The organism is Phytomonospora endophytica (genome assembly GCF_014202425.1).
GTDB lineage: Bacteria > Actinomycetota > Actinomycetes > Mycobacteriales > Micromonosporaceae > Phytomonospora > Phytomonospora endophytica.
The window spans coordinates 57,164-80,619 of sequence record NZ_JACHGT010000021.1 but is presented as its reverse complement, the minus strand read 5'-3'; the positions used below and the strand labels follow the sequence as shown (position 1 = coordinate 80,619).

At 70.3% G+C, this 23,456-nt stretch carries 30 protein-coding genes; 25 read left to right on the top strand and 5 right to left on the bottom strand.

The genetic code is table 11. The features are described from left to right. Positions 1-2 precede the first annotated feature (2 nt). Positions 3-677 carry an HNH endonuclease gene (locus HNR73_RS41290; RefSeq protein WP_184792426.1) on the top strand — a complete coding sequence of 225 codons (675 nt, stop codon included), beginning with the start codon at positions 3-5 and terminating at the stop codon, positions 675-677. A gap of 178 nt (positions 678-855) precedes the next feature. Here HNR73_RS41290 and HNR73_RS35400 read toward each other — a convergent pair whose 3' ends face one another. Together HNR73_RS35400 and HNR73_RS35395 are read right to left on the bottom strand one after the other, a co-directional pair. Continuing rightward, the gene (locus tag HNR73_RS35400) at positions 856-1,035 is read right to left on the bottom strand and encodes a DUF397 domain-containing protein (RefSeq protein WP_184792425.1); all 180 of its coding nucleotides are present in this window, start codon (positions 1,033-1,035) and stop codon (positions 856-858) included. Next, positions 1,032-1,859: a helix-turn-helix domain-containing protein gene (locus tag HNR73_RS35395; protein WP_184792424.1), complete on the bottom strand. Its 828-nt coding sequence runs from the start codon at positions 1,857-1,859 to the stop codon at positions 1,032-1,034. Before HNR73_RS35395 ends, HNR73_RS35400 begins: the two co-directional genes overlap by 4 nt. A 682-nt stretch (positions 1,860-2,541) precedes the next feature. Here HNR73_RS35395 and HNR73_RS35390 point away from each other — a divergent pair. The 21 genes from HNR73_RS35390 (at position 2,542) to HNR73_RS35290 (ending at position 17,492) form a co-directional block, all read left to right on the top strand. Then, the gene (locus HNR73_RS35390) at positions 2,542-2,769 is read left to right on the top strand and encodes a DUF397 domain-containing protein (RefSeq protein ID WP_184792423.1); all 228 of its coding nucleotides are present in this window, start codon (positions 2,542-2,544) and stop codon (positions 2,767-2,769) included. An 87-nt stretch (positions 2,770-2,856) separates the two neighbouring features. Then, positions 2,857-3,249, top strand: coding sequence for a hypothetical protein (locus tag HNR73_RS35385; RefSeq protein WP_184792422.1), 393 nt, complete (start codon positions 2,857-2,859; stop codon positions 3,247-3,249). Then, complete coding sequence (locus HNR73_RS35380) at positions 3,246-3,419, top strand: hypothetical protein (RefSeq protein WP_184792421.1); 174 nt, start codon at positions 3,246-3,248, stop codon at positions 3,417-3,419. Before HNR73_RS35385 ends, HNR73_RS35380 begins: the two co-directional genes overlap by 4 nt. Beyond that, entirely contained in the window at positions 3,416-3,637 is a 222-nt protein-coding gene (locus HNR73_RS35375; RefSeq protein WP_184792420.1) for a hypothetical protein, read from the top strand. Before HNR73_RS35380 ends, HNR73_RS35375 begins: the two co-directional genes overlap by 4 nt. Positions 3,638-3,647: 10 nt before the next feature. Next, positions 3,648-4,523, top strand: a complete 876-nt coding sequence (locus HNR73_RS35370) for a DddA-like double-stranded DNA deaminase toxin (protein ID WP_184792419.1) — start codon at positions 3,648-3,650, stop codon at positions 4,521-4,523. Beyond that, on the top strand, positions 4,513-4,743 hold the full coding sequence (locus HNR73_RS35365; RefSeq protein WP_184792418.1) for a hypothetical protein: 231 nt from the start codon (positions 4,513-4,515) through the stop codon (positions 4,741-4,743). Before HNR73_RS35370 ends, HNR73_RS35365 begins: the two co-directional genes overlap by 11 nt. A 79-nt stretch (positions 4,744-4,822) precedes the next feature. Continuing rightward, positions 4,823-5,191 (top strand): terminase small subunit, encoded by a 369-nt coding sequence (locus tag HNR73_RS35360; protein WP_184792417.1) that lies wholly within the window; start codon positions 4,823-4,825, stop codon positions 5,189-5,191. After that, entirely contained in the window at positions 5,151-6,869 is a 1,719-nt protein-coding gene (locus HNR73_RS35355) for a terminase large subunit domain-containing protein (protein ID WP_184792416.1), read from the top strand. Before HNR73_RS35360 ends, HNR73_RS35355 begins: the two co-directional genes overlap by 41 nt. 23 nt (positions 6,870-6,892) lie before the next feature. Next, on the top strand, positions 6,893-8,062 hold the full coding sequence (locus HNR73_RS35350) for a phage portal protein (RefSeq protein WP_184792415.1): 1,170 nt from the start codon (positions 6,893-6,895) through the stop codon (positions 8,060-8,062). Next, positions 8,059-8,703: an HK97 family phage prohead protease gene (locus HNR73_RS35345; RefSeq protein ID WP_184792414.1), complete on the top strand. Its 645-nt coding sequence runs from the start codon at positions 8,059-8,061 to the stop codon at positions 8,701-8,703. Before HNR73_RS35350 ends, HNR73_RS35345 begins: the two co-directional genes overlap by 4 nt. Before the next feature lie 137 nt (positions 8,704-8,840). Next, positions 8,841-10,121, top strand: a complete 1,281-nt coding sequence (locus HNR73_RS35340) for a phage major capsid protein (protein ID WP_184792413.1) — start codon at positions 8,841-8,843, stop codon at positions 10,119-10,121. 554 nt (positions 10,122-10,675) lie between these two features. Then, the gene (locus HNR73_RS35335) at positions 10,676-10,951 is read left to right on the top strand and encodes a hypothetical protein (RefSeq protein WP_184792412.1); all 276 of its coding nucleotides are present in this window, start codon (positions 10,676-10,678) and stop codon (positions 10,949-10,951) included. A gap of 9 nt (positions 10,952-10,960) precedes the next feature. After that, positions 10,961-11,644 (top strand): PKD domain-containing protein, encoded by a 684-nt coding sequence (locus HNR73_RS35330; RefSeq protein WP_184792411.1) that lies wholly within the window; start codon positions 10,961-10,963, stop codon positions 11,642-11,644. Continuing rightward, the gene (locus tag HNR73_RS35325; RefSeq protein ID WP_184792410.1) at positions 11,644-12,030 is read left to right on the top strand and encodes an HK97 gp10 family phage protein; all 387 of its coding nucleotides are present in this window, start codon (positions 11,644-11,646) and stop codon (positions 12,028-12,030) included. Before HNR73_RS35330 ends, HNR73_RS35325 begins: the two co-directional genes overlap by 1 nt. A 3-nt stretch (positions 12,031-12,033) precedes the next feature. Next, positions 12,034-12,423 (top strand): hypothetical protein, encoded by a 390-nt coding sequence (locus tag HNR73_RS35320; protein WP_184792409.1) that lies wholly within the window; start codon positions 12,034-12,036, stop codon positions 12,421-12,423. Further along, positions 12,423-12,563: a hypothetical protein gene (locus tag HNR73_RS35315; RefSeq protein ID WP_184792408.1), complete on the top strand. Its 141-nt coding sequence runs from the start codon at positions 12,423-12,425 to the stop codon at positions 12,561-12,563. The genes HNR73_RS35320 and HNR73_RS35315 overlap by 1 nt, the downstream gene beginning before the upstream one ends. Before the next feature lie 13 nt (positions 12,564-12,576). Beyond that, positions 12,577-14,142 (top strand): phage tail tape measure protein, encoded by a 1,566-nt coding sequence (locus HNR73_RS35310; RefSeq protein WP_184792407.1) that lies wholly within the window; start codon positions 12,577-12,579, stop codon positions 14,140-14,142. After that, a complete protein-coding gene (locus HNR73_RS35305) occupies positions 14,139-14,951 on the top strand; it encodes a hypothetical protein (RefSeq protein WP_184792406.1) in 813 nt (270 codons plus the stop codon). Before HNR73_RS35310 ends, HNR73_RS35305 begins: the two co-directional genes overlap by 4 nt. After that, positions 14,948-16,111 (top strand): DUF5047 domain-containing protein, encoded by a 1,164-nt coding sequence (locus tag HNR73_RS35300; protein WP_184792405.1) that lies wholly within the window; start codon positions 14,948-14,950, stop codon positions 16,109-16,111. Before HNR73_RS35305 ends, HNR73_RS35300 begins: the two co-directional genes overlap by 4 nt. Further along, complete coding sequence (locus tag HNR73_RS35295) at positions 16,101-16,853, top strand: hypothetical protein (RefSeq protein ID WP_184792404.1); 753 nt, start codon at positions 16,101-16,103, stop codon at positions 16,851-16,853. The genes HNR73_RS35300 and HNR73_RS35295 overlap by 11 nt, the downstream gene beginning before the upstream one ends. A gap of 42 nt (positions 16,854-16,895) precedes the next feature. Then, positions 16,896-17,492, top strand: a complete 597-nt coding sequence (locus HNR73_RS35290) for a hypothetical protein (RefSeq protein WP_184792403.1) — start codon at positions 16,896-16,898, stop codon at positions 17,490-17,492. Positions 17,493-17,698: 206 nt separating this feature from the next. Here the strand turns inward: HNR73_RS35290 and HNR73_RS35285 are convergent, their stop codons facing one another. Beyond that, positions 17,699-19,774 carry an SPFH domain-containing protein gene (locus tag HNR73_RS35285; RefSeq protein ID WP_184792402.1) on the bottom strand — a complete coding sequence of 692 codons (2,076 nt, stop codon included), beginning with the start codon at positions 19,772-19,774 and terminating at the stop codon, positions 17,699-17,701. Positions 19,775-19,860: 86 nt separating this feature from the next. Further along, a complete protein-coding gene (locus HNR73_RS35280; RefSeq protein ID WP_184792401.1) occupies positions 19,861-20,493 on the bottom strand; it encodes an OB-fold-containig protein in 633 nt (210 codons plus the stop codon). Between the two features lie 249 nt (positions 20,494-20,742). Here HNR73_RS35280 and HNR73_RS35275 point away from each other — a divergent pair, with 249 nt between their 5' ends. Beyond that, positions 20,743-21,561, top strand: coding sequence for an inositol monophosphatase family protein (locus HNR73_RS35275; protein ID WP_275414585.1), 819 nt, complete (start codon positions 20,743-20,745; stop codon positions 21,559-21,561). A gap of 12 nt (positions 21,562-21,573) precedes the next feature. Next, positions 21,574-21,960: a hypothetical protein gene (locus tag HNR73_RS35270; protein ID WP_184792399.1), complete on the top strand. Its 387-nt coding sequence runs from the start codon at positions 21,574-21,576 to the stop codon at positions 21,958-21,960. 3 nt (positions 21,961-21,963) lie between these two features. Here the strand turns inward: HNR73_RS35270 and HNR73_RS35265 are convergent, their stop codons facing one another. Then, complete coding sequence (locus HNR73_RS35265) at positions 21,964-22,449, bottom strand: MarR family transcriptional regulator (RefSeq protein WP_184792398.1); 486 nt, start codon at positions 22,447-22,449, stop codon at positions 21,964-21,966. A gap of 57 nt (positions 22,450-22,506) precedes the next feature. Here HNR73_RS35265 and HNR73_RS35260 point away from each other — a divergent pair, with 57 nt between their 5' ends. Then, entirely contained in the window at positions 22,507-23,343 is an 837-nt protein-coding gene (locus tag HNR73_RS35260; protein ID WP_184792397.1) for an SDR family oxidoreductase, read from the top strand. Positions 23,344-23,456: the final 113 nt, after the last annotated feature.

Genomic DNA, 23,456 nt, shown 5'->3' with positions numbered 1-23,456 from the left:
CGATGTCTCTGCTGGCGGCGTCGGGCTCCACAAGGGCCTGGCGCCGCTTGCGCGCGTTCATCCTCGACCGCGACGGGTGGACGTGCCTCGTCCCCGGCGCCGACGGGCGGGTGTGCGGCCGGTACGCGCGCACCGTCGACCACATCATCCCGCGCGCCCACGGCGGCACCGACGACCCCGCGAACCTGCGGGCCGCGTGCTCGACCTGCAACACGAAGTCCGGCGCCCTCGTGCGCCGCCCCGGCGCCCTGGTCGTGGTCGTCGGCCCGCCCTGCGGCGGGAAGACCACCCGCGCCCGCGACCTCGCCGGGCAGGGGGACGCCATCGTGGACTATGACGACCTGGTGGAGTGCTTCGGCGGCGAGCGCTACGGCCGTGACCGGCTGCCCATGCGGCTCGCTGGCGTCGCCCGCGCCGCCGTCGTCCGCTCGCTGCTGGCCACCCCGCCCACGGGCGGCACCGTCTACATCGTGCACACCGCACCGGGGCGCGGGCAGGTCGCCGCGTACGTGCGCGCGGGCGCCGTGTTCGAACTCGTGGACCCCGGCCGTGATGAGTGCCTACGCCGCGCCGCCGACGAGCGGCCCCGCGAGTGGGCGCGGTACGTCGCCGACTGGTACACCAACCCGCCCCGCCTACCCACCGACGCGCCTACGGCGCCCTCGTCGCGCTGGTGAGACACCCGGTTTTTTCCTCCGGCCCCGGGCCGGACACCCCGCGTCCCCTGTCCGTCTCTCCCCCGCACCGGCCTACCCCACGCGAGAACCACCCGGAACGCGAATGATCCTCACGGTTGCGGCCCGGAGGAGACGACAAGAGCCCCCGCGCGAGCGCGGGGGCTCTTCAGATGCTCGGTCAGCGGGTAACGGTGCTGAGAAAGCCGCGCCAGTCGTTGGCGCTGAGTTCGAGGATCGGCGAGCCGTCGGCAAGCTTGCTGTCGCGAAGCTCGAAACGGCCCGCGTTGGTGCGGGCCTCGACGCACTGGCCCTGATTCCCACCGCTGCGGCTGGACTTGCGCCAGGGGGAAGGCTTCATAGCTGGTACTCCTCAAGTGGCACTGCTTGCGCGATCATGCTTCCGAAGGTAGCCCTACGGCTCGCGAAGGCTTCGGCCGACTCATCGTAATGCGCTCCCGTTGCAGCCTCCGAGTACACCACATCCGGATCTAGGTCATCGGGGAATTCCAGCAGGGTGAACGGCTGCCCCTGCCCGGCATAGGCGCCGACGGACGCGGGCAGGACGAAGACGCGAACGTTCGGGCGGCTGTTCATCGTGTAGAGGCGCTCAAGCTGTTCGGCGTGCGCTGCGGGGCCACCGATGACGCGGCGCAGTGCGCCTTCGTCAATCGCCAGTTCAAGGCTGGGGAGCGGGATACGTGCGAAGAAGTTCAGGTGCCGCTTCAGTCGAAGGTCCACTGTGCTGTCAACGGCTTCAGCTTGAAGGGCTGGGTTCGCCGACAGCAGGGCTCGCATGGTCGCCTCCGTCTGCAACAGACCTGTGACGTAGGCGACCTCATAGGTCCGGATCGTGTGGGCGATCTGCTCAAGCTCAAGGTAGAGCTGGAACCATTTCGGCACACCGGAACCGAACGGCTCCCACCACCCGGCCTCTAGGCACGCCTTTGCCATCCTGACGAGTTCCTTGCTCAGATCGCTGGCGGGGTTCTGGCCGTACATGTCACACAGTTCCTTGACCTCGACCCAGGCGGGTTCGACGATCTCTCCGGCCTCAAGCCGGTAAAGCTTGCTGGTGCTCATGAGCTTCGTTCGCGCGATGGCTCCCGCTGAGATTCCGGCGACTTCACGGAGGTTGAGCAGACGGCGGCCGAGCTGGCGACGCGTGAGGATCGGTCCAGGCATCAGCACAGGATGCCGCATCACTGCGCGACATGAGAACCCTTGGCGTGGGGGAGTCGTCTCCCCATCTTGCTTGTCCCGTGGTGGGACAACGTGTCTTGCACGCTGAGTCGTGGCTTCTGCACCGTTCCTTTCGTACTGTCCCTTGTACACCGTCCCTGAGCAGGGCGGAAGCCTCGGGAGTCAGCACCCGGGCGACATGACGGAGGGAGGGGAGAACGTTGTCGGTTACCGGATTCCCGTTGGTGGGCGCTCTCCCCTTCCTCGTCCCGAAGTTCCCCGGCGCGGGGTGGCTCAGTGCCCGCCGCGCCGGGTGTACACACGCCGGGGCGCGGGCCCTTTTTCCTGATCGGGGCCGAGCGGCCTCTTTTCGGGTTTCCACCTGCCCGTGTCCCGGTCCAACCCGCAGGGAGCTGCGATGGACGGCGGACGACATCTGTACTTCGTGGCGGAAGGCGGCGGGTTCGAATGTGCCTGCGGCACAACGTATCCGCACTGTCCACACGCACCACGGTCGATCGTCTCCCGGCGCCGGTCCCCACGACCGCCCGGAGCCCTCGCGTCCCCTGCGGACAGTCCAACGCGAGCCCCTGGCCGGGCGCTTCGGCCCTAGGAAGCATCGGCGCCCGGCCAGGTTCGGAACCGACGTCGGCCGAGGCTGACGTCCTACACCAAGGAGATCACGATGAGCAGCGATCTGTACAGCCGTGACCTGTCCGGCGGCTACGTCCGCGCCTGCGGCGGCAACACCGGTGACCAGTCCGACCCCGGGACGCAGGACTCCTGTGTGGAGTACGCGCCGATCACCGGCGGCGGTTACGCCCTGCGCGACACGAAGAACCCCGACGGCCCCGAACTGCGGTTCAGCGCCGAAGAGCTGGACGCGTTCGTGCAGAGCTATCAGGGCCTGTAGGCCCCTTCCCGCCCCGATCGCAACACCGGCCCCGGCGGCGCCCCTCCGAGCCGCCGGGGCCTTCCACCACCACACACAGGGGATGCCATGACCATCGAGGACCAATGGATCTGCCACCGCTGGCGCGGACACGGCGACGTGCTCAACAAGGCCACCGACGCCGACCGCCGCAACCCGTTGACGAACCTCCCGCCGCTGATCACATCGGAGTGGCTGAACAAGCCGAGGGAGCTTCGCGCGAAGACGTGCGCCACCGCCGATGACGCCGTTGCGTGGCTGGAGACCGAAGTCAACGCCGTCAGCCCGCAGATCAAGGAACCCGGGGCCTGGTCGCGGTTCACGACGTCCATCGAGGACTTCCGGGACAGGCTGACGGCCTTCCGGCCGGTGACGGTCTCGTACTGGCTGGTCGACAACACCCGGCTGGACCTCAACGTCACGCCGTCCCGCTGGCGCGAGCCGGAGGCGCCGCCGTCATGAGCGACATCGAAACCCTCTGGGACGAATACCAGAAACACCAGCGGATCAAGGGCGGCCGGTGCTCATGCAGCGCCTCGTCGTACCCCTGTCGCTGGCGCGCCGACGTCCGCGACGCGATGCTCAAACTCGGCGTGGACCCCCTTGTGGACGAACGCAAGGCACCGGCATGACGACGACATTCGGCGGCAAGAGTTCCGCCGAGTGGTACGAGATCTGGGGCGAGCACCGAAGCAGGTGGTATGACGCGTCCGACCCCGATTCGAGGAGGTGCACGGCCGGTTGCGGGGGCTGGCCGTGCGAGAAGCGCAACGAGGCGACCCGGCGGCTCGCGCAGGCGGGTGTGAACCCGCGCGCGGTGCTGCGCGGCGAAGAGGAACGACCGGTGTAGACCTTCCACAGTGAGGAAACGGCGCGCGGCCTGCCGGGGACGCGCGCCGTCCTGCATGATTGCCCGCGTGACAGGGCCTTTCGAGGAATTCCAGAACGGAGCACGGCGCGCACTTGAGCTGCTGTCAGAGGCGCAGCGTTTACTACGCGGCGCCCGGGAGAAGTACAGCCAGGCGCGCGGCGAACTGACCGACGCGACCGAGGGCGCGGGCAACGACCGGGTCTCGGCGTCACTGGCCCGGCTGGAGACCGTGGGGGAAGTCCTGGAGCGCGCCGACGTGGGCTCTGTCGGCGCCGGGGAGACGTTCACCGAGTACCTGCGCCAGATCTACGCCGACGCCGCCATTGTGGATTCGGGGGTGCCGTCCACCGTAGACACCGGGCCGCAGCCGGCCGAAAGGACGCCGGAGCCGAGAACGCCTGTGCTGCAAGGGTTCCGGCCGCTGGCGTCTCATCCGGAGGCCGTCTCGGAAATCAAGCCGCACGTCGGCAAGCGCAACGCCAACGGCCGCCGGATCGCCGTCGGCCGCGTCTACGACGGCGAGGGCCGCCCGCTGGGGCCGGTCCACGAAGCCGACGACGACGGCCCGGCCGGAGACGGGAAGGACATTGTGGACCCGTGGCGGTCCTACCCCCGGATGCGTCGCCACATCGAGGCGCACGCCGCCGCCCGCCTGCGCCAGGACGAGAACATGACCAAGGCCGTCGTGTACATCAACATGAAGCCGTGCAACTACCCCGACGGGTGCGACCCGAACCTGTCCGCGCTCATCCCAGAAGGAAAGACGCTGTACGTTCACGAGGTGACGAAGCGGGGAAGCACCCGCGTGTGGATCTACCCGGGCACCGGGGAAGCGATCGAACGGGAGCGCGGCAGTGAGTCTTGACGGGACACCGGTCACCACCGACGAGGCACTACACGCCGAACTCAAGGCGCTCAGCGAAACCATGGGCACGCGCGAGCTGACCGAGCACGTCAAGACCCTGGGGCTTCTCCCGCCCGACGAACGGCCCGGGTGGGCCACTGTCCGCGAGTTCGGACCGGACGGCGAGGACATCGGCCTGGTGTGGGCAGAACCCGACGACGAAGACGACCGGGACGGATAGCCAGACCCGGCCGTCCTATGTCGACCAGACCTCGAGCAAACATGCAGGTATGCGCATGTTGGCATGAGACGCTGTCGGCATGGCGAAGAAGTCGGCGCAGCGCGACGCGCTCCCCGGGCTCAAGCAGCGTCCGGCGGGCCGAACTGAGCGCGCCGTCGGCGCGGCGATCACAGCAGGGCAGCGAGCGAAGACGATTCAGACCGTCGCGGATGGACCGCTTGCGGCGACCGCGCGGACGCTGGCGCGGCTGCTCGACGCGGCCTGTCTGGATGACGACCGGTGGGCGGCGGCGAAGCTGGCCGCCGAGTTGCGCGCCACGCTCGCCGATCTCGGGCTGACTCCGGCCGCGCGGGGTGCGTCGGCGCCGGACCGGTTGACGGAGTTGTTGGAGGATCTGGGGAAGCCGGATGCTGTGCCCGGTCCCGCCGCGTTACGCCACCGCCCGTGACCCGTCCCGGCTGACCTTCGGCGGGAAGGTCGCGAAGGTGTCGACGGCGCTCGGGGCGCCGTTCATGCCGTGGCAGCGGCAGGTTTGTGACACGGCCCTGGAGATCACGCCCACCGGCCAGTGGGCGTACCGGGTCGTGGTGGTCACGGTGCCGCGACAGGCGGGTAAATCGCTGCTTCTCGGGGCGCTGTCGGCGCACCGATGCCTGACGGGGCGCCGCCGCCGGGTGTGGATGACCGCGCAGACCCGCGCCGACGCCCGCGACCTCTGGCTTGAGCACGTCGACGCCGTGGACTCCTCTCCACTCTCGACGCTGATCACCTCGCGCATGTCCAACGGCTCTGAAGAGCTGAAATACACGGCCCTGGCGTCCACATTGCGCCCGTTCTCACCGGGTCCCGAGGCGCTGCACGGGAAGACGACGCACCTCGTGTCGGTGGACGAGGCGTGGGCCTTCGACGCGGTGCGCGGCGCGGAGCTGGCGCAGGCGATCATCCCGACGCAGACGACGACCGACGCTCAACTGTGGATCGTCTCGACCGCTGGCACCGCAACGAGTGCGTGGCTGCGCGAGTTCGTCGACAAGGGACGGGACGCCACCGCGGACCCGGGGCCGGCGGGGACCCGCCGGTCCACAGTGGCGTACTTCGAATGGTCCCTTCCGGACGGAGCCGCAACCGACGTCGAGACCGTGTATCAGAACCACCCCGCGCGCGGCTACACGCTGCGCCCCGACGCGATCGCGTCGGCCGCCGAGCTGCTCCCGCCCGGCGAGTTCGCGCGCGCCTACGGCAACCGCTGGACACAGACCGCCGAACTCGCCATCCCCGCCGAGTTGTGGGAGGCCGCCCGCGAACGCGAACCCGACCAGCCCGAACCCGGCGGGCCGGTGCTCACATGGGACGGTCCGGTGGACGGGTCGTCGGCCACGATCGGTATCGGCTGGCGCGACGATTCCGGGCGCCTGGTCGCCGAGGTCGCCGACCGCCGGGAGGGCACGGCGTGGGTGGTGCCGCGCCTCCTCGAACTCGCCGGGCGGTGGCGTCCACGGTGGGCGGTCGCCGACTCGCGCTCACCGATCGCGCACGTGACCGACGAAGTCCGGCGGCATGACGGGCTCGCCGAGATCCTGCACGAGACGTCCGCAACGGAGTACACCCGTGCGTGTGCCGGACTCCTCGCCGGAATGCGCGACGGCGGGGTGCGCCTCGCTGCTCACCCGGCGCTCGACGCCGCCGCAGAGGTCGCCGCGAAGCGCTCCGTCGGAGACGGATGGGCATGGGGACGCCGGGGCAGCGCCGGAGACATCGCGCCGCTCGTGGCCGTCACCCTCGCCGCATGGGCCGTGGAGAACGCACCGGCCGAGCTGCCAGAGTTCGCGATCCTGTTAGGACGCGCGCGCCGCCGCCGCGAGCGGCGCGCGGGCGGAGAGTTCAAGCGTGCGCAACTCGTCGTCGACAACTCCGGCGACCATCGAGACGAGTTCGAGGTGTGCGCCCTCGCCGAGTTCGAGCCCACGCCGCGCCAGCTCGTGCCCAATGAGGACGTCAAGGACCGTCGCAGCGGACAGGCCGGTCATCGCGAGCGTGAGGGCCTGGCGCGCCTTGTGCTTGTCGGCGGAGCGCTGCGGATGCGGAGCCGTGGGCGTGTTCGTCATGCTTCCTACTATGCCGCCTAGTAGATCGCGGTACGGTGTGGATCATGGAAAGCTCTTCGGGCGCCGCCGCGCCGATCCGGGGTGGACTGTCGCCGTACAACCGCGTCGTCTGGCCGGATGTGCTGCCGTGGATGGACGCCGACCGGGCGCGCACGGTGCCGGGTGTGGCCCGTGCACTGCTGCTCATCACGGGGATGATCCGGCAGACCACCTTGGACGACTACAAGGGAACGCAGCCGCTGCCGCGCACGCGGTTCCTGGAGCAGCCGGACCCGGCGCGCTCGTTCGCGTGGCTGTTCGGGCAGCTCGTCGACGACTACCTCATGCACGGCAACGCGGTGGCCTACATCTCCGCCCGCGACTTCTACGGCTACCCCGCCGCCCTGCGGTGGCTGCCCGCTGCATGGGTGGCGATCGAGTGCGCACAGGAGGACTACGCCCGGCCGCGCTACTGGGCTCGCGGCAAGGAGATCCCGGCCGCCGACATCGTGCACGTGCAGCGCGGCGCCGACTCGTGGTGTCCCGCGCGGGGTGTGGGCGTCGTGGAGCAGCACATGCGCACCCTGTCCCGGGCGATCGCAGAGGAGGAGTACGAGGCGTCGGCGCTCGCCGACGGCGCCGTGCCGTCGGTGGCGGTGATCGCGCCGAACCCGCGTCTGTCCGAAGAGGAGGCGACTGCCGCTAAGCAGCGGTGGACCGACCTGTTCGGCGGGCCGCGCCGCGAGCCCGGGGTGTTCCCCGCCGGTACGCAGATCCTCCCGTTGTCGTGGTCCCCTTCGGACGCCGAACTCACCGCCGCGCGGTCGGCGACGCTCGTCGACATCGCCAACGCGTTCTCTCTCGATCCGTACTGGCTGGGCGCGCCCTCGGAGTCCTTGACCTACCGGTCCCCGGGGCCGATGTACCTCAACCTCCTGCGGACCACGCTGGAGCCGATCATGACCGATTTCGAGCAGACGTGGACCGCACAGCTCGTCCCGCGTGGACACTCGCTCCGGCTCGACCGTCAACAGCTCCTCGCCGACGACATGTCGACCACCGTCACGACCCTCACCGAGGCCGTCTCGGGCGGGCTGATGACCACCGAGGAGGCGCGTGCCTACATGGGACTGTCCCCGGTGCCGGCGAATGCCGCACCGTCCACATCCGACACGCCGCCGCCGGAGACCGAAACCGTTGGCGGAGCACAGATCGAGGAGACCGAGCAGTCATGAGCGCACCCACCACGTTCGCGCCGGAGCTGCGCGTCTACGGCTCCCCGCGGATTCGCATGGCTCCACTGGAGACCGTCCGCGAAGAGCGCGACGCGCCGGTCGTCCTGGAAGGCCGCGCCGTTCCCTACGGCGTGGCCGAGCAGGTCAGCGACGAGTACGGCACGTACTTCGAGACGATCGCGCCCGGCGCGTTCCGCAAGTCCACGAAGGAGGCGGCCCGCGCGCTGCCGCTGATGCTGTGGCACGACCACGACGCATTCCCCATCGGGCGCGCCATCGCGTGGCGTGAAGAGCTGGACGGCCTGTACGGGGCGTGGGAACTCGACTCCTCGCCGCGTGCGCAGGAGGCCGGGCGGCTGGCGCGCGAGGGCCTGCTCACCGGCCTGTCGGTGGGGTTCGCGCCGATGGCCGGGCGCTCCACCGTCGACCCCGCCACGCGAGACTCGCTCGCGCGGGTCGTCCATCACGAGGGCCGTCTACTGGAGACCTCGCTGTGCGCCGTCCCGGCCTACGCCGGGGCCGGAGTCACCCTCGTGCGCACCGCAGGGCGCCCCGTCGGCGGACAACGCACCGGCCCCGCCCCGGCGCCGCGCCCGGCACTGGCGGAGTGGCAGAACTGGCGCGCGAACCTCACCACCTGATCTACTATCGCCCTTAGTAGTTCGCGCCGCCTCGCTGCGCCGACCGTCCACGCCGGACCCTTGCGGGCACCACCTGGCGGTCACCCGGAAGGCACCCGAACAGACCTTCATCCGTCTGTCCGCATTGGAGCCTTCTCATGGTCACCAACTGCACGCCCAACCCGGTCATCTCGCGCCTGGAAGAGCAGCGCGAAGCGCAGGTCGAGTTCGTCGACAACCTCCTGTCCCATGTGGAAGACGACGGCGGGCGCGACCTCGTCGACGCCGAGCAGGGCAACCTAGTCGCCGCCCGTGAACGCATCGCCGCGATCGACGCGCAGCTCAAGCCGCTGCGCGAGTTCGAGACCCTGCGCGCCAGCGCCGACACGGCCACCACGCGCGCCGTCGGCGGCGGCGCACGGGTCACCGAGCGGGCCGCGCCGTCCGCTGAGGACGGTCCGGTCTACGACTCGCCCGGTGCGCTGCTCCTCGACCGGGTGCGTTCCTTCGGTGCGCCGAAGATCGGCATCGCCCGCGATCCGGCCGCCGCCGAGCGCCTGACTCGCGCCGTGGCGAAGATGACCACGGCCGAGACGCCCGGCATCCTCCCGACGCCGATCGTCGGGCCGGTCATCAACATCATCGACGCGCGCCGCCCACTCATCACCAGCCTTGGTGTCCGTCCCTTGGGGAACATCCCCGGCAAGACGTTCTCCCGTCCGATCGTCACCCAGCACACGAAGGTGGGCGTCCAGACGGCGGAGAAGACCGAGCTTGCTTCGCAGGCGCTCAAGGTGGAGAGCCTGGAGTTCCCCAAGGCCACCTACGGCGGCGTGGTCAACGTGTCCCGGCAGGACATCGACTGGACCGACCCCGGCGCGTGGAACATCCTCACGACCGACCTCGCCGACCAGTACGGCCTGGCCACCGAAGCGGCGACCGCTACCGCGTTCGCGACCGGGATCACGCAGTCGGTCACCGTGGCCACCAACGATCTCGCCGGGTGGGCGACGGCGCTCTACTCCGCCGCCGCCAAGGCGTACGCCGGTGGTCAGCGCATGCCCGACACCATCTGGTGCTCGGTGGACATGTGGGCGATCATGGGCGCCGTCTGTGACACCGCCCGGCTGATGCTCCCGCCCCGCGCCGACGGCAACGGCGGAACGCAGGACATCACGAGCTTCTCCGGCGACGTGTTCAACGCGCCGCGCATCGTGGCGCCGCTGCTGCCGGAGAAGACCGTCATCGTCGGATCCAAGAGCCTGTACGAGTACTACGAGGTCCAGTTGGGACTGATCCAGGCCATCGAACCGTCCATCCTCGGTGTGGAGGTCGCCTACGGCGGCTATGCCGCGTCGGGATTCCTGGAGCCCAAGGGCTTCTGCAAGATCGCGCCCGCCGTCGTACCGCCCGTCGAGACCCAGAAGGCCGGGAAGTGATGGCCGGGTTTCTGTGGCGCTGCTGGTTTCGCGTCGTGACGTGCCGTCCGGTGTGGGCGGTCGCGGTCGCGCTGCGGGTCGTCCCCGGTGCGGGTTCTCCCCGCCCGCGCCGGGGCGCCTGCCGGTGCCGGGGCGCACGGCGCCGCCATCACACTCGGGGGCGACGTGATGGCGGCTTATCCCACCGTAGAGCAGGTCCGCGCGTGGCTCAAGCTCGCCTCGTCCTCAATGGACGACGCCGAGCTTGGGGTCGTCCTGGACGCCGAGACGGCCGCGCAGTCTCGCGCCTGCCGACTCCCCGCAGACGGGACCCTCCCGCCCGACGCCTACGCGGCGCTGCTGCGGCGCTGCGCCCGGGAGGTCGCCGCGCGCGGGGTCCCGCTGGGGCTGACCGGTCCGTCCGATGAGTACGGACCCACCCGGCTCCCGGCCTATGACGCCGAGATCGAGCGGCTAGAGGGCCCTTTGCGGATCGCGGTGATGGGCTTATGGGCATCCGCGAAGACCTCGCTGCCGCTGTGTCCACGGTGGCCGGTTGCACGGGGTATCGGGTCATGCCCGACACGCCGCAGGCCGGGGACGGGTGGCCGTCGTGGGTGTCGGCGACCGTCCTCACCGGATGTTCGCTCGCCGTCGTCTGGCACGTGTGGGTGGTCATGGCAGGCGCCGATCACGGAACCGTCGTCGACGCCGAGGACCCCGTTATCCCGGCGCTGGCCGCCGCGTGCGGCGAGGTCGGCCAAGTCGACCTCATCGAACCCGTCCAGCTCGCCGGGACCGACCCGGCCGGAAACCTCCTGCCGTGCGTGCGCGTGCAGGTCACCACATAGGAGCAACCGATGACGATCACCAAGAGCCGCCTCAAGAAGGGCAAGCTCACCTTGACCCCCGACGGCGGGATCGCCGTGGACTTCTCGTGCCAGCCCACCAACGTCACTCTCTCGACGGAGTACGAGGAGGACGGCGAAGTCTTGGAGGTCCTTTGTGGCGACTCCGACGCCCCGACGCTCAAGACGGGCCGCACGCTCAAGGTCACCGCTGTACAGGACTTCGACGACCCCAACGGGTTCATCAACTTCCTGTGGGACAACGAAACCGAGGTCGTGGCCTTCACCTGGACGCCCAACAGCGACGGCGGCCCGACCTACACCGGGCGCGTGCAATGCCGTCTTGGCGACATCGGCGGCGACGTGGCCGCACAGCTCACGTCCGATCTGGAGCTTCCGGTGATCGGGGAGGTAGACCGGGCCTTCCCCGCCGCCCCGGTGTTCACCGCCGAGGAGGACACCACCGACACCACGCGCATGACCGTCAAGGTCACCGTGGTCTCCGGCGGCCCGGCCGCGATCGCCTTCGGCGACGCCCGCGACAAAGGCGACGACACCACCGACACCCCCGACGCGGGAACCGCCAGCCACCTCTACACCGAGCCGAACACGTTCACCGTCAAGGTCACCGGCCAGAGTGGAGCCTCCGCCACAAAGTCTGTGACCCTGCCCTACACCGGCGGCGGGGGCGGGTGATGGCCCGCGAGGCGTTCACGATCGACGTGGACGGCGCCGCGCAGCTACGGCGCACCTTGCGTAAGGCGGGGGCCGATGCCGCCGACCTCAAGGACGCCAACGCCGCCGCCGCCGCGATCGTCGCTCGCGCCGGGGCCGCCGCCGCGCCCCGCCGCACGGGACGGCTCGCCGCGTCCGTGCGCGGCAACCGCGCCGTTGGTGCGGCCGTGGTGCGCGCCGGAGGCGCCCGGGTCCCCTACGCCGCGCCGATCCACTGGGGATGGCCGCGCCGGGGCATCGCCGCGCAACCGTTCCTGTCCGACGCCGCCCGCGCGACCGAGGCGCTGTGGCTGGCCGCGTTTTTCCGAGACATGCAGTCCATCTGCGACACCGTAAGGGGAGTGTGAGAAATGGCTACACGTAAGGGATCCAGCCCCCGCAATGCGGTGCCGGCCGAGACCGGCTCCGGCGCCACGGAATCCATTCAGGACAGGTACGGGCCCATCGAGGTTCCGTCACTCGACCAGCTGTCGTACGCAGAAGTGGACCGCATCAAGCGCGTGACCAACGTCGACCTGTTCGGCGCGAACCTCAAGCCCGGCAAGCGGCTCGCCGTCCTGGAGTGGTCGGCACGGACCCGCGCCGGACAGCCGGTGTCGCTGACCGACATCTACAACAACGGGTCCATGGCCGGATGGCAGAAGGTCGCCGCACTGTCCGACGAGGACGACGCCGACGGCGAGGACGCCGACGAGGACGCGGAGCCGCCGGACCCTACACGGACCCCGGCGGCGGCGTGATGAACCGCGCGCGTCTGGCCTACGCCTTCCAGTGCTCCCCGGTCGATCTGCGAGACCTGACCGTTGGTGAGGCGCGCGCGATGGTCGCCGTCCTGGACGAGGTGAACGAGGCGCACAAGCGCGCCCGCCGCAAGGGATGAGAGGAGGTGCGCCGTGGGAAAGCCCGCAACGCTGGTCGTCAACATCATCGGCAAGTCGCAGTCCTTCGTGAACGCGACCAACACCAGCGACCGCGCGATCAACGGCCTGGGGCGCACCATCCGCAACGTGGCGTCCGTGGCCGCCGGGGCGTTCGCTGTGGACGGTCTGTTGCAGTTCGGGCAGGACGCCTTGACGGCCGCCTCCGACGCTCAGCAGGCCATGGGCGCGGTGGACTCGGTTTTCAAGGGCGCCGCCGGACAGGTGCGAGGCTTCGCCGACGCCGCCGCCGAAGCCGTCGGCCTGTCCCGGGCCCAGTACGGGCAACTGTCGGCCGTCCTCGGTTCGCAGTTGAAGAACATGGGCGTTCCGCTCGACGCGCTCGCCGGGCAAACTGACCAGCTCGTCACCATCGGCGCCGACCTCGCCGCACAGTTCGGCGGCCCCACCTCGCAAGCCGTGGAAGCCTTGTCGTCACTCCTACGTGGAGAGCGCGACCCGATCGAACAGTACGGCGTGTCGATCTCACAGGCCGCCGTCAACGCGCGCATCGCCGCGTTGGGGCTCGACACGTCCACCGATGCCGCGCAGCGCAACGCGACCGCACAAGCCACGCTCGCACTGCTCGCCGAACAGACCGCCGACGCGCAAGGCGCCTTCGCCAGGGAGTCCGACACCGCCGCCGGAGCACAGCAGCAGGCGACCGCCGCGTTCGCCAACGCATCGGCCGAACTCGGCGAACGGATGCTACCGGCCTTGACGGCCGTGACGTCGTTCATCGGAGACAACCTCATCCCCGCCGTACTCGCCACCGCCGACGGGGTTCAGTCCTTCGTGGAGTGGCTCACCGGCACCTCGACGGCGGCGCAAGTGCTCCTGCCGATCATCGGCGGCATCGTCGCCGCCCTCACGGCCTACGCCGTCGTCCTCGGTGTGATCCGGGTGGCGACGATCGCGTGGACGGCTGCTCAGTGGCTTCTCAACGCCGCCCAAGCCGCCAGCCCGATCAACCTCATCATCCTGGCCATCGTCGCCCTGGTCGCCGCCGTGGTCATCGCCTACCAGCGGTCGGAGACCTTCCGCAAGATCGTTCAGGCTGTGTTCCGCGCCGTCGGTGTCGCCGTCGAGACCACTGTGGATGCCGTCGTGGAGGCGTTTGAGTGGTGCGCCGACATGGTCGACAAGGTGTGGACGGCGATCTTCGACGTGATCAACGGCGTGGTCTCCGGCATCACTGGATTCTTCGACGACCTGATCGGCAAGATTCAAAGCGTGATCGACTGGTTCGGTCGCATCTCCGTTCCCGACTGGCTTAAGGACGTCGGCGGCTGGTTCGGTGACATCTTCTCCTCGCAGTCGGCCCCGACACTGCGCATGGCCGTCACCCCGGCCGGGCTTACCGCCGCTCGCGCCGCGCCGTCGGCGACGTCGCCGACGAACCTCGCCGCGCTGCGGGTGCCGGTCGTGCGCGTCTACATCGGAGACCGTGAGTTGACCGGCATGGTCAAGACCGAGATCCGTGCCGAAAACCTCGGGCTCGCCCGCCGTATCCAGGCCCGGCCCGGACGGAGCACGCGATGACCACGCCACCGGCCGCGCCCACCTGCATCCCCTACGAAGACGCCGATCCGTGCCCGCGCGTGGAGATCACCGTCACGCCCGGCGCCGACAACGCCACGATCACCCTCTACCGGCAAGACTCCTCGGGCACCGTGCCGGTCCGGGGCGGGTGGCGCATCGAGGTCTCCGGCCCGGCGCTCGTCGTGGACTACGAGGTCCCGTTTGGACAGCCCGTGGAGTACTTCGCCGTCGGGTACGACACCGACGGGAACGCCTCGACGCCGGGACCGACGAGCGAGCCGGTCACCGTCGACAGTGACGGGTGCCCGTGGGTGCAGGACCCCACCGACCCCGAGAGCGCGCAACGCTGGCAGGTCGTGGACTGGGAGGGCATGGCCTACGGCCGGTCGGCGGCCGTGCTGCGCCCGATGCTGTCGGCGACCGCGATTGCCGTAATCGGGGTACGTCAAGAGCCCGAGTCTGAAATGGTCGCCCGCACCGTGACCGACTCCGCCGCCGCCGCGCTGCGCGCGCTGTGTGCCGTGCCGGTGCTGCTGATCCGCCCGGACCCCTCGTGGGGGTGGCCCGCGCGGTACTGGCTCGTCGGCGACGTGGAGGAGACGCGGCAGGCGCCGAAGACCGGCGACGACCCGCGTCGGGTGTGGACACTGCCGCTCACGGCCGTGGACGCGCCCTCGCCGTCCCTGCTGACCTTCCCCTATGTGTGGGCCGACGTCGTGGCCTACTGGGACACCTGGGCCGACCTCATCGCCGGTAAGGCAACGTGGCTCGACGTCATGCGCGACCCGGCCCCCGGCGGTGCGGCGTGATCGGCCACTCCGGCGCGTTCGCCGCGACGCTGGCCGCCTCGCACGAGGTCGTCACGACCGCCGATCTCTGGTACGCCGGGCGCCTGGTCGCCGCCGGGCTGCCACTTGTAGACGGACAGGTCCAGCAAGACGCCGACGACGACATCCGCGCCCGCCTCACGTGCACGATCGCGTGCCCGACCGGCGAACTCGTCCCCGACGGCGCGAACGGGCTCACCCCGTTCGGTGGAGAGCTGCACATTCGGCGCGGTGTACGCATCCCCGGCGGCGCCGTCGAAACGGTCTCGCTGGGCTGGTTCCGAATTCAGCAGACCGACGCCGAAGAGGCATACCGCCGCAACCGCGCCGGATCCTGGGTCTCCGGCGGCGCCTCGATCGAGGTGGAAGCCCTCGACCGGATGTCGGCTGTGGACGACTCCCGGCTACTCGCCGCCGGGAAGCCACCAAGGGGCGCAACGTGCCTGTCAGAGATCCGCCGCCTGTGCCGGGGGCTGCTCCCGCTGTCCACCTTCGACGTCGCCGACGAAGCGGTACCAGCCGGGCTCGTCTACGAGGAGTCCAGGTTGGAGGCCGTGGCCGCGCTCGCCGATGCCTTGGAGGCCAAGGCATATGCCGGGCCCGAGGGCGCGCTCACCTTGACGCCGGTGGCCCCGACCGATCCCGTGTGGACATTCCAGGGCACCGCGGCCGGCGGTCTGCTCGCAGTGTCGCAAGTAGCCAGTCGCGACGGCGCCTACAACGCCGTCGTCGCGCGCGGCGAGGCCGACGGCGACAAGCCCGCCGTGCAGGCCGTCGCCTACGACGTCACCCCGAACTCGCCGACGCGCTGGGACGGTCCCTATGGGAGGGTCCCGACCTTCTACAGCTCACCGCTGATCAAGTCGGTGAAGCAAGCGCAGCGCGCCGCCAAGACCAGGATGGACAGTCTCATCAGGGGCCGCGAGCGGCTCTACCGGATCGAGGCCGTGCCCGTCCCGTTCCTCGAACCACTCGACTCGGTGACCGTCTCGACCCCGCGCCTGCGGTTCGTCGGCCAACTCGTCAGCGTCGACATGCCGCTCACCGCCGAAGGCGGCGCCGCCGTCTACACCGTCCGCGCGCTCGAATCCGGAATCACCGTCCTTGACCCCACCGAAGGAGGTGACGGCGATGCCGCTTGACCTCGCCGACGTCCTGCGCCGTCCACGAACGACAGAAGCGCGAACCGCGCTCGTGACCGGCGTGGACGGCGGCGCCGTCACGGTCAACCTGGACGGTGGGGAGATCACCGTCGGGCATCTCGCCGCCTACACGCCCGCCGTCGGCGACGTCGTGTTGATCCTCGCCACCGCCGCCGGGACGTGGTACGCGCTGGGCAAGCTCGGCGCCACCACCGACCCCGGCCCCAACCCGCCGCCGGACACCCCGACGAGCGGGACAGCGACGTTCCCGGCCACCGCCGCCGGGTCCTACCTCGACGGTTCGGCCCGCACCGACCGCCGCGACGTGTTGCAGGGATCCGACCCATCCGGCGCCGGATCAAATCAAGGCGCCTGGTGGTACGGCACGGCCATCACGGGCACCCTCGCGGGTGCCGTCGTCGGTGCCGGGCGCATCTGGGTCCGGCGCCTCCCCGGCGGCTCACAAGGCCCCGTGACCGTCTACGCCTACGCCCACACCGCGACCGCGCCGACGAGCGCGCCCCCGGCGATCGTGGACGGCCCGACGGCCGTCGGTGCGCTCGCCGTCGGCGAGGCAGCGTGGTTGCCCCTTCCGGCCGGATGGGCGCAGTCCCTCGCCGACGGCGCCGTGTCCGGGCTCGGGCTGGCCACCCCCGACGACACCGGGCTATTCCTGGCCGCCGCCGGTCTGGCATCCGACCCCCAATCCGGGGCCGTGGAACTCGACTGGTCCGCCCCCTAAAACGCCCCCACACCCGCCATGAGAGCCGAGGAGGAAAGCGCCATGGGAAGCACACCCGTATACGCCCTGCCCTACCCCGAGAGCACCGACCCGCCCAACGGCCCGGCGCAGTTTCGGGCACTCGCCGAAGCCACCGAAACGGCGCTCGCCACGTTCGGGATGGCTACCGACATCATGGCCGGGCGGTTCCTGGTGAACCAACTCGCCACCGGCAACCAAACCCGCACACTCACATTCCCGCGCGCGCTCAACGGCGGAAACGACGTCGTCGGACTCGTCACCGGCTACACGACCGCCCCGAACAACAACACCGTTGCGCTCGGGCAGGTAACCCGCACCAACATGGAAGTCACGACCTATCGCGGGTCGAGTACCGGCAACTGGACGATCTATTGGGTTGCCTTCGCGATCAACACCGCCGTTCCCACCGGGCTTTCGCTCGGCAACGACGGCCTGATTCAGTGGCCCGCCCCACCCGCAGGCGCCGCCGACGACGCCTTAGGCGACTGTGAGGGTGCTCCCACGGGAGCACCGGACCGCCAACAGCTCTTGACGAACTGGATAGTTCTGTACGAAACCGACGCCACAGAACCGGGCGTAATCGCTCCGAACCTGGTCAGAAGCACGCAGGCTACATAACCGGTGGGTTATCCACAGGGAAGGCGGTTCGCGTTCGCCACCCACGCCTCACGGCGGGCTACGGTCGAATTTAGGGCGGAGGCCGGGAGGCCCCTGGGGCGATTCACGTTTTGCGACCCAGGCGACCCAGGCGACCCAGGCGACCCAGGCGACCCAGGCGACCCGGCGGGGCGAGCACCCGAAGGCGCCCGCCCCGCCCGCGTCCGTTACTGCCGTCCCGCCGTCAGCGCCGCCACGGGCGCGTCGGCGATCCCCATCGACCGCGCCACACCGAGCAGCTCGGTGAGCTTGTCGGTGTGCGGCCCGCCGCCCTTGATGAGCTTGGCGAGCAGCGCGGAGATGGTCAGGTTCTTCACGTCCTCGCTCGACACCGAGCCGAGGATCCGGGTGATGTCCTCGGTGAAGTCCGAGCTCCCGTCGAGCCACGGCTGCGCCAGCGTCGACACGACGTCCGACTGCCGCACGAACCCGTCGACGGCCTTGCCCATCCCGATGGCGCCGGTGACGCGCTCGAAGAAGGCGCCGTCCCCGCCGACGATGTTGATGTCGGCCTTCTCCAGTCCCGTCGCGAGGACCTTGGCCTGCGCCTCGGCGACCTCGCGGTGCACGTTGATGCTCGCCAGCCGCACGTCCTTCTCGGCTTCGAGGCGCAGCCGGAACTCCTCGTGCCCGCGCGAAGCCTCGTCGAGGGCGGCCATCGCGGCGGCCTTCTCGGTCAGGCCCTCGGCCTCACCACGCAGCTTCTCGCGCAGCGCGGCGGCCTCGGCGCGGCCCTTCGCCTCCAGCGCAGCGGCCTCGGCGGCACCCGTCTGCGACAGGACCTCCGCGGCGGCCTTGCCCTTCGCGGCCTCCGCCGCGGCCTCGGCCAGACCCGACTTCTCGATGACGTCGGCCTCCTGCTCGCGGACCTGGACCTCGGCGAGCCCGGCCGCCGCGGCCTCGGCCTGCGTGCCCTCCGCGAGGCGGATCTTCGCCCGCGCGTCCAGCTCGGCGGCCTGCTGCCGCGCCTCGGCCAGGATCAGGTTCTCCCGCGCCTTGTGCTTGGCCGCCGCCTCGGCCGCCTCGGCGGCCTTGATGTCCTTGACCAGACCCTCCTGGGCCTCGGCCTCGGCGTGGATGACCAGGGCCTGCCGGTTGCGCTCGGCCTCCTCGACGGTGCGGAGACGCTTGATGTTCTCCTCCTGCTCCGCGACGGTCTTCTCCACGGCGATGCGCTCGCGGATGACCTCGGCGATCGCGCGCTTCTCGCCCTCGATCTCCTTGTTCTTGGCGATCGTGGACAGTTCGACCTCGCGGTCGCGGCCGACGACCTCAAGGAGGCGGTCCTTCTCGATGCGCTCGGTCTCGATGGCGATGACGCGTTCGCGGTTCTTCTCCGCGACGGCGACCTCGCGCGCCTTGTTCTCGCGCTGGATGTCCAGCTGCTCGTCGGTGCGCAGACCGGCCGAGTGCGCCTTGAGGCGTTCCTCGGCCTGGACCTTCTCGGTCTCGGCGGCCTCGCGGGCGCGCATGGTGTCGACCTCGCGCTTCTGCTTGATCTCGGCCTCGGCCTGCCGGCGTTCGAGTTCGAGGATCGCCTCGCGGGCGTCGACGTCCTGGCGCTTGATCTCTTTTTCCTCGTTGCGGCGGTAGTCGTTGGTGCGCACCGACTCGATCGCCGTCAGCTCGGTGATCTTGCGGATGCCCTGCGCGTCGAGGATGTTCGCCGGGTCGAGCTGGTTGAGCGGGGTCTGCTCCAGGTGGTCGATGGCCGCGTCCTCAAGGCTGTAACCGTTGAGGTCGGTGCCGATGACGCGGATGATCCGGTCGCGGAACTCGTCGCGCTTGGTGTACAGGTCGACGAAGTCGAGCTGCTTGCCGACGGTCTTGAGCGCCTCGGAGAACTTCGCGTTGAACAGCTCCTGCAGGGTCTGCTCGTCACTGGCGCGGGCCGTGCCGATCGCCTGCGCCACCTTCACCACGTCCTCGACGGTCTTGTTGACCCGGACGAAGAAGGAGATGCGGATGTCGGCGCGGATGTTGTCCTGGCAGATCAGGCCCTCATGGCCGGTCCGCCTGATCTCGATCGTCTTCACCGAGATGTCCATCAGCTCGGCCTTGTGCAGCACCGGAAGGACGACCGCGCCGGTGAAGGTCACGTCCACCTTCCGCACCTTCGAGATGATCAGCGCCTTGCCCTGTTCGACCTTCTTGAACAGGCGCGTGATCATGAAGATCAGCACGATGACGACGAGGAGCACGACGCCGATGACGACGCCGAGTCCGGTGGAGATCGCTTCCATCTAAAGAGAACCTCAGCAGACCCCTCGGTCGAGGGCTCGGGGGCAAATAACGGGCAATGCGAAAGAGAAGTGCGGCGACCGCCGGTCTAGGGCGGTGGCGCGACGAGGAACACCTCGCCGGTCTCGTCGTAGTCGAAGATCAGGGCCGTGCGCCCGGACCGGAAATCCTCCGGATCGTGCGCTATTTCTTCGGGTACGCGAACCTGGACGATCGCGGTGGAACCATCGTCGGCGGCGACCTCGGCCTGACCGAAGTCGTGCGTCACGCTGCCGGTGCGAATGACGCAGACCCGGCCGACGAAATCATTGCGGGAAGCCGGAACCTCGGGACGGAAGACCCGGCGGAGTGGCGCGATGAGCGCGCGCGTCAACACCCATGCCAGCACCACCGCGACGAGGAGCACGGCGACGCCGATGAGCACGACCAGCGGGGTCGGGATGTCGAGCGCGTTCAGGAGCACCGTCCCGGCGAGGCTGGCGAACCAGGTGAAGGTGATGAGCAGGGACAGCACGACCGTCGCCGGCACGTCGCCGAGCCCGAAGAAGGCGAAGAACCCGCCGCCTTCGCCCGACGCCGCCTCGGCGCCGCCGTCGGTGTCGAGGAAGTCGGGGTCGGCACCGCCGAAGAGCGTGAGGACCCAGAAACCGATGACGGCGATCAACGCGAAGGTGAAGACAACGGCCGGAAATCCAAGGCTCGCTTGGACGAATTCCCTCATTCGCGCTTTCTCGCTCTCCCCGTACATGTGTAAAGGCAAGATACTGGGGCGCGTCAAGGGTCCGTCAGCCCGAAACAGTCGGTGGCGACTGGGTTTTGAGGTGATCCGGGATCATCCGTACGGTCAACACGGTGGTGGCGGCCCGGCGATGTGAGGCGGATAACTGCGCCGGGAACGCGAATGGAGTCCGAAAGGGACGACTCACCGCATGGGACGGCCACGGCGTTCGGCGCTACTGTTCCCAGCGTGATCGACTCCTTCACGAACCTCGACGACACCGGCGTCGCGGCCGCCGCCGCCCGGGCCGGCGCCGACGTCGTCCGCTCGATGTACGGCGGGCGCCTCGACCGGATCGACAAGGGCGCCGGGGACTTCGCCACCGCCGCCGACCTCGCCGCCGAGAAGGCGATCCTCGCCGTCCTCGCCGCCGCCCGGCCCGCGGACGCGATCCTCGGCGAGGAGGGCGGCGAACAGGGGGCGGCCGAGTCGGCACGGCGGTGGCTGGTCGATCCGCTCTGCGGGACCCTGAACTACGCCGTCGGCAACATGCTCGTCGCGGTCAACGTCGCCCTGCGCGACGGCGCGGCGGCGGTCGCCGACCCCTTCAGCGGCGAGGTCTTCGCCACCGACGGGACGACCGCGCGCGAACTGGAGTCGGGCACGCCGCTGGCGCCGACGCCCGCGACGAACCTCGTCGACGTCAACCTCGACCCGCCTTTCCCGTCCGCGCCGGGCTTCCGTGCCGTGGACCTGCTCGCGCACCCCGGCTTCGTCGCGCGGTTCCGCCCGCGCGTGGTGTCGACGACCCTCGCGCTGGCGTGGGTCGCGGCCGGGAAACGGGCCGCGTACGTCACCGACGGCGGCGACCTGTCCGGCAGCGTGCACTTCGCCGCCGGGATCGCGTTGTGCCGCGCGTCGGGCTGCGTGGTCACCGGCGTCGACGGCGAACCGCTCGGGCCCGGCGGCCGGGGAATCCTGGCGGCGGCCGACGCCGAGACGCACGCGCTGCTGCTGTCGATGATCCGCGACCAGACGCTTCAGGGACAGCGGGCGACACCGTCGCGGTAATAACCTCGGCGCATGGACCGTGATGCCTGGCGCACGACGATCGGCGCCGTGGGAGCGATCGCGCTGGGCTGGGGCGCGGCCGGCGCGGTCCACTTCGGTCTCGTCCGCCATCGCGACGGATGGCGCGCCGACATCTGGAGCCTGCCCGAGGGCCGCGGGATCTTCGAGCTCGCCTTACTGACCGGCGCGGTCGTGACGCTCTTCTCGCTGCGCTGGTCACTGCGTCACGAGACCGTGTGGCCGGCCCTCGGCCTCAGCGTGGGAGCCGTGGCGGGCGCCGCCTCGGCCCTGATCCTGGGACACCAGCCGCGGCACTGGACCGCTGCGGCGATCATGCTGGCGGCGGGCGCCGCGGCCCCGGTCGCGAACCGGTACCGCGCTCGCCACCGCTCGCGGTGAGCCTCACCCCGCCCGCAGTTCCTCGGCCGCCCCCTGCCCGGCGGTGGCGGTGCGGCGGATGAAGTCGTTGATCAGCTCCAGCTCCTCCACGCCGTAGCCCGCGCACAGCTCCTCCATGGCCGTGTTCATGCCCGCGTAGGCCTGGAGCACCTCGCCGTTGCGGTCCTTGCGCGCACGGATCTTCACGGCACGGCGGTCCGCCTCGTCGCGCTCGCGCGCGACCCAGCCGCCTTTCTCCAGCCGGTCCAGCACGCCGGTCATCGTCGCGGGGTGCATGCCGGCCGCCTTGGCCAGCGCCGTCGGGCTCAGCGGCCCGAGCCGGTTGACCAGGTCGAGGCATCCGACGTCGGTGCCCTTGAGCTCCAGGCGGCCGCCGACGCCCTGGTTGAGCAGCGACAACTGGACGGCCAGACCGCGCAGGGACTCCCGGACGGCGGCCGACGCCCGCCTGTGAGCCCGGGCACCTTCCGTATTTACTACGGAACTCATAGAATACGCTCCTCGTATAGAACGACCCGCATAACACACGGTACCGAAAGGGCAGCCATGATCCTCATTACCGGAGCCACCGGCGCGGTCGGCCGCGAGACCGTCGCGCGTCTCCGCCACCTCGGCCACAAACCCGCCGCCCTCACCCGCGACGCCGGTGCGGCCTTCCCCGACGGCACCACCGTCGTCCACGGCGACGCGTCGAAGCCCGCGACCTACGCCGCCGCCCTCGACGGGGCCGAGGCGATCCTGATCAGCCCGCGCGCGGTCGGCGAGGGCCTTCCCGAGCTGCTCGTGGAGGCGCGACGGCGGGGCGTGCGCCGCGCGGTCCTGCTGTCGGCCATCACCGTCGAGTACGGCGGCGGCTATGAGCGCTTCGCCACGGCCTTCAAGCTGGCCGAGACGGCCGTGGCGGCGTCGGGACTGGACCACACCTTCCTGCGCTGCGCGCAGTTCGACGGCAACGCCATGGTCTGGGCCGGGCAGATCCGGACGGCCCGTGCCGTGCGCTGCGCCCTCGGCGACGCCGCCACCTCGCCCCTCCACGAACGCGACATCGCCGCGGTCGCGGCCGCCGCCCTCACCGACCCCGCGCACGCCGGGCGGTCCTACGCGATCACCGGCCCGCAGTCGCTCACCCAGCGCGAGCAGGTCGCCGCGATCGCCGCCGCGCTCGGCGAGGACGTCCCCTGGACCGAGGTCACCCCCGAGGAGGCCGGTGCCGCCATGACCGCCCGCGGCGTCCCCGCCGAGGTCCCGCAGCGCATGTACGGCTACCTCGCGGCCTGCCTGGAGCGGCCCGGACCGACCACCGAGGTCCTCGCCGGGCTGCTCGACCGCCCGCCGCTGACCTTCGCCGAGTGGGCCGAGGAGAGGGCCGGGGCCTTCCGATAGTTCACCCTCACAACAAAAATTGCCCAGGATCCGGGCATAACACCCGCGCGCACTTGTCGCCGTGAAGATCACCTGCTTAGGTGGTCTCACCTGGTCGGCCTCGCCCGTTCACT